General features: G+C 64.5%; 12 protein-coding genes. 8 read left to right on the top strand and 4 right to left on the bottom strand.

Annotated features, from left to right (window positions below):
* Positions 1-32: 32 nt before the first annotated feature.
* The 3 genes from ACODSN_RS15780 to ACODSN_RS15770 form a co-directional block, all read right to left on the bottom strand.
* A complete protein-coding gene (locus ACODSN_RS15780) occupies positions 33-1,271 on the bottom strand; it encodes a TonB-dependent receptor plug domain-containing protein (RefSeq protein WP_489056441.1) in 1,239 nt (412 codons plus the stop codon).
* Positions 1,272-1,346: 75 nt separating this feature from the next.
* The gene (locus ACODSN_RS15775; RefSeq protein ID WP_489056440.1) at positions 1,347-2,330 is read right to left on the bottom strand and encodes a FecR family protein; all 984 of its coding nucleotides are present in this window, start codon (positions 2,328-2,330) and stop codon (positions 1,347-1,349) included.
* Complete coding sequence (locus ACODSN_RS15770; RefSeq protein WP_489056439.1) at positions 2,327-2,905, bottom strand: RNA polymerase sigma factor; 579 nt, start codon at positions 2,903-2,905, stop codon at positions 2,327-2,329. Before ACODSN_RS15770 ends, ACODSN_RS15775 begins: the two co-directional genes overlap by 4 nt.
* A 326-nt stretch (positions 2,906-3,231) precedes the next feature.
* On the opposite strand from ACODSN_RS15770, the gene ACODSN_RS15765 reads away from it, so the two are divergent.
* The 5 genes from ACODSN_RS15765 to ACODSN_RS15745 all read left to right on the top strand — a co-directional run bounded on the left by ACODSN_RS15765 (position 3,232) and on the right by ACODSN_RS15745 (position 6,282).
* Entirely contained in the window at positions 3,232-4,008 is a 777-nt protein-coding gene (locus ACODSN_RS15765; protein ID WP_489056438.1) for a helix-turn-helix transcriptional regulator, read from the top strand.
* Between the two features lie 70 nt (positions 4,009-4,078).
* On the top strand, positions 4,079-4,681 hold the full coding sequence (locus ACODSN_RS15760) for an acyl-homoserine-lactone synthase (protein ID WP_489056437.1): 603 nt from the start codon (positions 4,079-4,081) through the stop codon (positions 4,679-4,681).
* A complete protein-coding gene (locus ACODSN_RS15755; protein WP_489056436.1) occupies positions 4,678-5,535 on the top strand; it encodes a phytanoyl-CoA dioxygenase family protein in 858 nt (285 codons plus the stop codon). The genes ACODSN_RS15760 and ACODSN_RS15755 overlap by 4 nt, the downstream gene beginning before the upstream one ends.
* Positions 5,535-5,738: a transcriptional regulator domain-containing protein gene (locus ACODSN_RS15750; RefSeq protein ID WP_489056435.1), complete on the top strand. Its 204-nt coding sequence runs from the start codon at positions 5,535-5,537 to the stop codon at positions 5,736-5,738. Before ACODSN_RS15755 ends, ACODSN_RS15750 begins: the two co-directional genes overlap by 1 nt.
* 4 nt (positions 5,739-5,742) lie before the next feature.
* Positions 5,743-6,282, top strand: a complete 540-nt coding sequence (locus ACODSN_RS15745; RefSeq protein WP_489056434.1) for a DNA -binding domain-containing protein — start codon at positions 5,743-5,745, stop codon at positions 6,280-6,282.
* Here ACODSN_RS15745 and ACODSN_RS15740 read toward each other — a convergent pair.
* Complete coding sequence (locus ACODSN_RS15740) at positions 6,279-6,851, bottom strand: helix-turn-helix domain-containing protein (RefSeq protein ID WP_489056433.1); 573 nt, start codon at positions 6,849-6,851, stop codon at positions 6,279-6,281. The two genes, ACODSN_RS15745 and ACODSN_RS15740, sit on opposite strands and share 4 nt — an antisense overlap.
* Positions 6,852-7,531: 680 nt before the next feature.
* Here ACODSN_RS15740 and ACODSN_RS15735 point away from each other — a divergent pair.
* The 3 genes from ACODSN_RS15735 to ACODSN_RS15725 are packed head-to-tail and all read left to right on the top strand — an operon-like array spanning position 7,532 to position 9,134.
* On the top strand, positions 7,532-8,482 hold the full coding sequence (locus tag ACODSN_RS15735) for an ArdC family protein (RefSeq protein WP_489056442.1): 951 nt from the start codon (positions 7,532-7,534) through the stop codon (positions 8,480-8,482).
* Positions 8,479-8,712 (top strand): hypothetical protein, encoded by a 234-nt coding sequence (locus tag ACODSN_RS15730; protein ID WP_489056432.1) that lies wholly within the window; start codon positions 8,479-8,481, stop codon positions 8,710-8,712. The genes ACODSN_RS15735 and ACODSN_RS15730 overlap by 4 nt, the downstream gene beginning before the upstream one ends.
* On the top strand, positions 8,709-9,134 hold the full coding sequence (locus ACODSN_RS15725) for a DUF2958 domain-containing protein (RefSeq protein WP_489056431.1): 426 nt from the start codon (positions 8,709-8,711) through the stop codon (positions 9,132-9,134). Before ACODSN_RS15730 ends, ACODSN_RS15725 begins: the two co-directional genes overlap by 4 nt.
* Positions 9,135-9,164: the final 30 nt, after the last annotated feature.

The following is a 9,164-nucleotide window of genomic DNA, read 5'->3' as shown; positions in this document are numbered from 1 at the left end:
CACTGGCAGCCACCGTCATCTTCTGGCTCTGATCAGTGAGTCCTGACCCTACGACTGTAGGTCACTGATCCATCGGCGGCCCAACCTGATCCCAGATCCCAGCTTAGTCCGCCGGACAAATGCAGTTGGTCCGACTTGGTCGGTATATTTTGTTCAAAGCCGAGGATGGAGTAAATCTGCTTAGTCTTGCGTGTACTATAAAGCGCCTGTAAGTCGATTGTCGCCACGTTGGCGATTGTCTGCCGCCCAGATATAATACCGGTGTGTACTTTGACCTCCGGAAGTAGCGTGTAAGCGGGATCCGCACCTGACGTGTACGAGCGATCCGCTGCTGAGAGCCGCGATTGATCCCGGTAGGTGTAGCTCGCAGTTAAGCCGCCGCCGTCCCACTGACGGCCGACGACTTGCGAGGCTAGAAACTCACCATAGTGACCATCGGTACCCGAACCGTACCGGAGCCGGGTCTCTGCGCCATCGAGATCCGAGCGTAGCACAGCATTGACCACACCGCCGACGGCGTCGGAACCATAAAGGGCGGATGCACCGTCGAGCAGGACATCGACGCGTTGTAGCCCAGCAACAGGAAAGATGGACAGGTCGACCGCTTGGCCAATGCCCGAACCAACGGTACGCCGACCATTGATTAGGGTCAAAGTAGCTTCCGAACCGAGACCGCGCAGATTTGCACCGCTGCCAGCTGAAGGGTCGCCTCCGCCTCCAAAGAACGCTGTGGAGACTTGGTCGGTAACATCGCCTCCGAAATTCTGCGGCAAGCTTCGCAGCAACTGGGAAGTGGTCGAGATGCCTTCGCGCTCTATATCACTGCGCGTACGCGAGACGATTGGGGAGGCGATTGCTTTGCCTCCGCGGATGTTGGTGCCCGTAACGACAATCTCAGCGCTCTCGTCACTCGCCGCGGCGCTTCCGGCGGTGTCTTCCCCCGATGACGAGCTAGCGGCGGATTGTTCGTTTCCCGCTTTCACGATCGCGACCAGATTTCCATCGACCCGCGTGGCGAAGCCGCTACCGACTAGGATCGCGGCGAGTGCGGCTTCCGCCGACTGCTGGCCGCGAGCGCCTGGCGAGCGAGCCGAGCGCACTTGATCGGAACGATAGACGACCTGGCGACCAGACTGACGAACATAGGCGTCTAGCGCTGACTTCAGTGATCCGGCTGGAATATTGTATTCGCGCGTCTGCGCGGTCGCGGGCGTAGCGAGCGCCACGATGCAGGTGCTGGCCGCGAGTGCCGCTGCGAGTGTCCGGATCATATACCCCCCTTATCCGGGCAGACTGTCTGCCCCATTGGGAGCGCACGACAATCCAGAGGCGTCCATTTGGTAACGCTACTGACTCGAAATTTTCACGGTCCCGTCATCGCTCTCTATCTTCAGACCATAGGCATCGCGTAGAAGCCGGGTGAAGGAGTCGACGCTTGACGCCTGGAAGCTGCCGCCGATCGGGATCTTGCCCGCCTGGGCATCGGTGACGACGAGGCGGGTCCGGTTGTAGCGATTGAACTCGGCAATGACGTCGGTGAGCGGCGCCTGGTCGAAGCTCAGCATCCCATCGCGCCAAGCCAGCGCATTTTCAACGCGCTCCTCCGACTTGGCTGCGATCAGCGTCGAGGTTCCGCGCGAGATCGCGGTGTCACCGGCGGTGATGATCGCCGCGTGGGCCATCTGGCCTTCGCCGTCATCGACCCGAACGCGGCCTTCGAGCACGTTCACCGTAACCCGATCCTTATCCCGGCGAACCGAGAACTTGGTGCCGAGCACTGTGACAGTTTGACGACCGGCATGGACCACGAATGGCTCGCCCTCACGGTGCGCCACCTCGAAGAACGCCTCGCCGGAGTCGAGCCAGACTTCGCGCTTCTGTTCGTTTACGGCAGTGCGCAGGATGGTCTGCGTGTTGAGTTCAACCTTGCTGCCGTCGACCAGCGGGACGACGCGCCGGCCGCCGATCGGTGTGTCGAACCGGACCTGCTGTGCCGATTGTATTTGAGCCGGAGGTCGTTCGAAGAATTTCGAGCCGAGCGAGATGCCGCCGATTCCGACGGCGGCGACGAGGCTCGCTGCGATGGCGGCGGGCCACCAGCGTCGCTTCGGTAACGGTTCTTCAAGGTCGGTGTGCGCGTTGATGCCGAGCGATCTGATCCGGTCCGCCTGCTGCCAAAGGTGATCGGCCCGCCAGAATGCCGCCTTGTGCGCCATGGACTCTTCGAGCCAGGCATTCAGGTCGGCCTGCTCCTCCTCTGTCCAATCCTCGCCGTTGCGACGGATCAGCCAGTCGAGCGCCTGGTCTTCGATGGCCTCCTGCCGTTTCATGGCGCCACCTCGTGGTCACTCTTACGGGGATAGGCCTTTCGCACGATCTTGCCGGTGCCGCCGGCCATGTGGTCGAACAGCGCCTTCATCCCGAGCTTGATTTGGCGCCGGACCGTCTCGATGCCGATGCCGAGATGCTCGGCCGCCTCGCGGTCGGTCATGCCATCGACCTTCTGCAGCAGGATCACCTCGCGGCACTTGGGCGGCAACTTGTCGATACCTTCCTTTGTCCGGCGCAGCTCGTCGCGTGCGGTGAGCGTCCGCTCGGCCTCGAACAGAGCGAAATCGATATCCTGGTTGATCGCATCGAGATCGGCGATCGCCTCGATGGGCACGATCCTGGCGCGCTTGGCATGGTTGATGAGGTGGTTGCGCGCGACCGTATAGACATAGGCGCGGGTATTCGTCGGCAGCGTCCGGCGCGCGCCGATCAGCACATTCTCGTAGATGTCCTGCCTCAGTTCCTGCACGTCTTCGGGCACCCTCCAGTTGCGATGTAGATAGGACGACAATGCCCGCTCGAGAGGGAGCACCTCTCGCACGAACCAGGCATTGAGGTCGTCATCGTCGATCATTCAGGCGGGGCGGGCCTCGCTACAATTGCTCGAAGAGGCCAAGACAATCCGGCCTCGACAATTGGTAACGCGAATTTTGCGCCCACGCATTTTTTTCACAGACTAAGGATTTGCATCCTTGGTCTGCGATGCCGGCTTGGACAAGCTCGCCGCCCGAATTGGTAACGTGCGATCGTGATCGTCGTTCGCACCGGTGTGGATCGATTGGGACGTTACCCATTGGCGAGGCTCGCTTTGTCATAGTCGCGAGCGGGGGCGATGCGTTCAACGAACCGGCGACGACAGGGGCGCGGGATCGCGGACATACCGCGGCAGGAGACCAAATCATGGCTCTGCGAGACGAGCTATGGCGTGATGGTGCGTGCGAGCTGTCGCACGACATCATCCAGTCGATACGCAGGATCGACGACGAGGCGGCAATGCGCAGCCTCATCGGTGATTTCGGCAATTATATCGGAGCGCCATGGTGGGCGCTCATCACGCACGAGGATCTTCGGGTGCGGCGGCCGGGCATGGTCGACTATCGTCATTATCCCGAAGGCGCGTCGCGGCGTATCATCGACAAGTGCCGCTTCCGTAGCGATGTTGTCATGCGTGGCTGTCTGATCCTCGAGACCGCGGCGACATGGTCCGAGCTCTTCAAGAAGATGGAGCTGGACAACGCCGACCGGACCTCGATCGAACTTGGCCGTCGCGAGGACCTGATCGAGGGCGTGACCGCGCCGTGCGGTAAGCTCGGTTATTGTTTTGGATCCTGCACCTTCGCGGGCTTCTCCAACGCCAGGCGTGCGGAACTGGCGGTCGGTCCGGCGAATATGTTCGGAATCTACGCCTTTCAACGTGCCCGCCAGCTGTCGGGCGCGCCCGCTCACATTTTGCCTGCACCGCGACTGAAGCAGGGACAGCGCGACTGCATCGTGCTGTCGGGTCGCGGGTATCTCAACAAGGGGATCGCCCACCGGCTCGGCCTCACCGTGCGGACGGTCGAGAGCTATCTGCGCGACGCGTGCCGGGTTTACGGCGTGCGCAACGCCAAGGAATTGCGGGTCGCCGCGGTGCTCGCCGGCGAGATCGGAATCGACGAGATCTACCAGCTACCGTGATTTCCGGGTTCTGATCCTGAACGCCGCGATCTGCTTCCTCCCATGGATCATCTGACCATGGGAGCAGTACATGATCCTCACGATCGAGAATTACCCCGAGAGCGCGCAAACCCTCGCGCTTGAAAGCATGTTCGCAGACCGCAAGGCGCAGTTCGTCGATTTCTTCGCTTGGGACGTGCCGGTCGTCGAGGGCTGCTATGAGATCGACCAGTTCGATACCGCCGCCGCCGTCTATATCGTCGCAGTGAGCAAAGACGGCCGGCACGAAGCGTCGCTGCGCATGTTGCCGAGCTGGCTGCCGCATCTGCTGGGTGACATCTTTCCGCACCTTTGCATTGGAGGCGTGCCGGTCGGTCCGCGCATCTGGGAAAGCACGCGGCTGTGCCTCCCGAGCCGGCACGGCGCATCCCGGCGGCGCGAGCTGCGCAACGAGTTGATTTCCGCCATGGCCGATTTCGCTCTGGCGCGCGGGGTCGAGCAAATCACCGGCGTCATTCCCGATGGCTTCCGCCGCGAAGTGTTGGCGATGGGCTGGCGAGCAGAGCCTCTCGGCCCGGCCGTGCGCATCGAAGGCGGTCCGATCGGAGCCTTCCGGATCGACGTAACTTCCGACATGCGCGAGCGGCTCGGCTGGACCGGCACTTGGGTGGGTCCACTGGAGATGGCGGCGTGAGCGCGGTGGTGGACATCGCCGCCGGTGAACTGTCGCGTGACGGCTGGTGCATCCTGCGCGGTGCGGTCGATCCCGCCACGATCAACACACTCGCTGTTGACTTGGCGCCATCGTTCGCCGCGACGCCGCTATGTGAGGGCGTGTTCTACGGCGAGCGGACCCGACGGTTCGGCGCGCTGTTGCGTCGATCCGATCGCACGAAAGCACTGGTCCAGCACGCCACGGTCCTCGCCATCGTCGAGCGCATGTTGCTGCCATGGTGCGAGCGTATCGCGCTCAATCTGACCCAAGCGATCGAGATTCATCCCGGCGCGCCCGCGCAGTTCCCACACCGCGACCAGGACATGTGGGCCGGCCCCAAGGGCAGTGTCGAATATCTGGTCAACGTGATGTGGCCGATCGATCCGTTCACCGAAGCGAATGGCGGCACCCGTCTGTGGCCGGGCAGCCATGTCGACCAGGAGATCAACGATCTTTCCGAGGCGGAGGCGATCGTCCCGGACGCTGTGCCCGGCGATGCGTTGCTGTTCCTCGGATCGACATTGCATGGCGGCGGCGCGAATATGTCCGCTGTCCCGCGACGCGGCGTGATCGTCAGCTACTGCCTTGGCTGGCTTAAGCCCTTCGAGCTGCAATGGCTGGTCTATCCGCCCGAGGTAGCCCGGCACTTCTCGCCCGATCTGGCGGCGCTCGTCGGTTACGCCCAGCACCGGCCGAATCTCGGCAATGTCGAAGGGCAGTGCCCGTCGGTGTTGTTGCAAGATGTCGTTCCTCCACATCTTGGCGCTATCGATGCGCTGCGCCCGGACCAGCAGGCGCTGGCCGAGACTTTTCGCTCCGGACGAGACGGGTGATGACGCTCGCCGGGCGGCCCGACTGGCGTGATGCCGGCGCCTACGCGCCGGTTCTCGCTGGCGGGCGCCCGGCGATTTCCTGGGAACTGCTTCGGCGCGATCCCAGCTATTGTGCCGCCTACGCGGCTCGGGGTTGTGGCAGCGTGACCCGAGATCGGATCGCGATGTTCGCAGCTGAATGGGGGCTGCACTTTCGCGCTTGATCCAATGCTCGACTGCGCCCGCGCCGTTCCGCTGTGGACCGGCGCGATGGACCCGTTCGTGCTTGATGTTTGCATCGAGGCGACTGGCTGCCCGCCCGATCTTTTGCGGATCAATCATCGCATGGTGCGCGCGGATGGGCGGTGCCATCTGCTGCTCGAACTGCCCGCCGGGACGATCCAGCTTGATCTGAGGGTTACCGGAGATGGCGGCGCGAGCGCGGGAATCAGGCCGTCGATCGATCTGGCGCGGCCGGTTGATCGACAGTTTCATTCGGCGCGCCGACTTGCGGCGCTGCTGAAGGGAGAGCCGGAGCCTGTTCCGCGCGAGCCAGGGCTACCAAGGCTCGTCGCCGCGCTGCGCGTGGGCGACGCACTGGCGGCCGGCGCCAGCCAACGCGACATCGGTCTCGGCATTTTCGGCGACGAGTGGCCAGGCGACGGCGAGCACCTCAAGTCGCGGGTGAGACGGATGATTCCCTTTTCGCGCGCGCTTGCGGCCATGGGGCCACGCGCCATTCTCCACGGCGAGACGCCAGTCCGCTAGTCGCCACGTTCACCTGTCGGCATGTTCGGCATCAGGAGATAGTGGGTAGGAACGTCGAGCTGTGCCGCCAGCCGATCCAGGCGGTCGATGCTCGCGCTGTATTTTTTCCGCTCGAGCGAGCTGACATAGGTCCGGTCGATTTCGGCCGCGTCCGCGAGCGCTTCCTGCGACAGTCCCTTACGCGCACGAAGGATTTTCAGATTATCGGCAAGGATCTGTCGGCTCGTCATTTTCCATGTTGAGCCGCCTTGTTGAGTATAGCGCCACGGAGTATACTCTGAATCAATCTCGTTGCGGTCGCGGCGCAGATTTTCGAAACAAGAGTGACAGGCCTGATGGCGGCAATTCGACTGGAACGAGAAGCGCCCGTTGGTAATGTCGTCCTGTATGACCGCCAGCATTTGCTGATCTATGCCGAGTTGGTCGATGCCGACGACGCAGGGGTCTGCTGGCGCGATGGTTCGCTCGGCATTCTGGGGATCGATCCGGTCGCTGATCCGGATTTCGCACGCTGCGCCTGGGTCAGCCATCTTGCCCGCGCGCGCTGGATAATTGGCGACGGCCTGCACGCCGCGACCGAGGCCTTCGGCAGGTTGCCCCGGTTCAAGAGCTCCGCGAACTGATCTTTGTTTACAGGTGCTGCCTTAAGGTCCGACGCCTCGCGGACGGCGGCGATGCGGAAGGACCGCGGGATCTGATGGGCGCACTCTGACGGCGCTGCGCTGCCGCCAGGGGTCGCGAGCTGTCTTGGCCCGCGTGAGCACTCTTGCGCGGCCGTGGCGCGGCGGCGGCTGGCCCACAGGCCCGCGCGCACGCCGCCGCGCTGGCCGTCCGCCTGCAAGGGTGCGTCCGTGTTGACGCCTTTCGGCGCGGTGCATCGCGGCTTTGCCGTCCGCGACCGCGCTCTAGGCCGCCCCCCAATAAAAAGGGGCTGCGGCCCCGAGCCCCGCAGGCGGGTCTCGGCCTTCGGTGACGATCGCATGGCGCGTCTGTGGTCGCCGCGTCCCGTGACGCGGCGGCGTCGGTTGGTTGGGCCTTCCCTCGTCGGCGGGAGTGGCCGGCGCTTCCGCCTGAGGCCCGTCGCGGCGGGCGCAACCCCGCTGCGCGGGGTGCTTCATGCCATTGCGCCCCTGCGGGTGCGCCCGCCGCTGGAGCCGGGCCTCCTCTGGTCGCGTCTCGCCGCCCACCCCCGCCTCTCGGGGGAGGCCATGGGGCTTTTGGGCGGGTCTGGAGGCTATCTGTGTCCCGTATTCCGAAGCGTCGTGCCCGTGGTGAGGATGTTGGCGACTGTGCCGAACCGAGGGTCAATCTCTATGACGAGGTAACCGCGCGGATCATTTCCGAGCTTGAGGCGGGGCGCGTGCCTTGGGTCCAGCCGTGGCGCGGTGCCGCCTGTGCCGGGCCGTCACTACCGCGCAATGCCCTAACGGGGCGCAGCTATTCGGGCGTCAATGTCCTGCTGTTGTGGGGCGCGGTGATCGCCAATGGCTACCCCTCGCAAAGCTGGCTGACCTTCCGGCAGGCGCGCGAGGCTGGCGGCTGCGTCATCAAGGGCGAGCGCGGCCAGACCGTCGTCTATGCCGACCGCTTCACGCCCGAGGCCGAGAAGGCGCGCGCTGCCCGCGACGGCGGCGAGGCCAAGGCGGTGCCGTTCCTCAAGCGGTTCACAGTGTTCAACATCGCGCAGTGCGAAGGCTTGCGGCCGGGCCTTGCGCTCGACCCCGTGCCGCTGCCCGAGCGCGAGATCGTGCCGGTGGCCGAGGAGGTGATCGCGGCCTCGGGCGTCGATTTCCGGGTCGGCGGCGACAGGGCTTTTTATGTCCCGTCGCTCGATTTCGTGCAGGTGCCGCCGCAGCCCGCCTTTTTCGATCAGGTCAATTACTACCGCACCTGCCTGCACGAACTGACCCACGCGACCGGCCACGCGAAGCGGGTCGGGCGCGACCTCGCCAACGCATTCGGTTCGCCCGGTTACGCCCGCGAGGAACTTGTCGCCGAGCTTGGCTCGGCCTTCCTTTGCGCCGCGCTCGGCATCGTGCCGACCGTCCGCCACGCCGACTATCTGGCAAGCTGGCTGGCCGTGCTGCGCGAGGACAATCGCGTGATCTTCCGCGCCGCCAGCGCTGCAAGCAAGGCCGCCGACTGGCTGCTGACACGGCACAGTGAGGCCGCTGCCAGGGCGATGGGAGAAGCGGCATGACCCACCGCATCCCCGATTACCAAGACCCGCTGTTGTGGACGACAATCCTGACTCCAGAGGCGCTTGCCGATGTGCTGGCGACATTGGGGGACAGCGCGACGGCCTACTGGGCAGCACGGTCGGACGATGATCTGCGCTGGGAAATGCGCTCGTCACGGCAATCGAACTCACCCGTTCGATACCAGATCGCCCGCAGCGCCCTTGCCGCGCGCGGAAAGGAGGAAGCATGATCCTCCTGCCGCCCGAGCTTCGCTTCGCGCTGCGCGCGAACGACATCAACCGCCGCGCCGCCGATCAGAAGGGCGAGCGCTTCGACCCGGTCCCGGTGCTGAAGCTGTTCAATCCGCTGGGCGCGGCGACTTGGATCGCCACCGAGCTTGCCGACGATGACGACACCCTGTTCGGTCTCGCCGATCTTGGGTTCGGTTGTCCCGAGCTAGGCCCGTTCAGCCTTTCGGAAATCGCTTCGGTGCGGCTGCCTTACGGCCTGCGAATGGAGCGCGACATCGCGTTCGAGGGACGGTTCGCGCTGTCGATCTGGGCAGCGTGGAGCCGCCGCGCCGGGTCGATCATCCACGGCGAGGCGCTGCTGCGCCGAATGCCCCAGGGACAGGAAATCGGGCCGCCGCCCGACGCATCCGGCAACGGATGACCATCGGGCGGCGCACGGTGCGCCGCCCAT

Source organism: Sphingobium sp. FG11, assembly GCF_057809915.1.
The sequence above is the reverse complement of the archived record's forward strand: the minus strand, read 5'-3'. Positions and strand labels throughout refer to the sequence as shown.

Excerpts from the sequence above, each read along its gene's own strand:
- ACODSN_RS15780 (WP_489056441.1), bottom strand. The coding sequence starts at position 1,271 with ATGATCCGGACACTCGCAGCGGCACTCGCGGCCAGCACCTGCATCGTG.
- ACODSN_RS15745 (WP_489056434.1), top strand. The coding sequence starts at position 5,743 with ATGCTCGACTGCGCCCGCGCCGTTCCGCTGTGGACCGGCGCGATGGAC.
- ACODSN_RS15775 (WP_489056440.1), bottom strand. The coding sequence starts at position 2,330 with ATGAAACGGCAGGAGGCCATCGAAGACCAGGCGCTCGACTGGCTGATC.
- ACODSN_RS15765 (WP_489056438.1), top strand. The coding sequence starts at position 3,232 with ATGGCTCTGCGAGACGAGCTATGGCGTGATGGTGCGTGCGAGCTGTCG.
- ACODSN_RS15760 (WP_489056437.1), top strand. The coding sequence starts at position 4,079 with ATGATCCTCACGATCGAGAATTACCCCGAGAGCGCGCAAACCCTCGCG.
- ACODSN_RS15770 (WP_489056439.1), bottom strand. The coding sequence starts at position 2,905 with ATGATCGACGATGACGACCTCAATGCCTGGTTCGTGCGAGAGGTGCTC.
- ACODSN_RS15730 (WP_489056432.1), top strand. The coding sequence starts at position 8,479 with ATGACCCACCGCATCCCCGATTACCAAGACCCGCTGTTGTGGACGACA.
- ACODSN_RS15750 (WP_489056435.1), top strand. The coding sequence starts at position 5,535 with ATGACGCTCGCCGGGCGGCCCGACTGGCGTGATGCCGGCGCCTACGCG.
- ACODSN_RS15725 (WP_489056431.1), top strand. The coding sequence starts at position 8,709 with ATGATCCTCCTGCCGCCCGAGCTTCGCTTCGCGCTGCGCGCGAACGAC.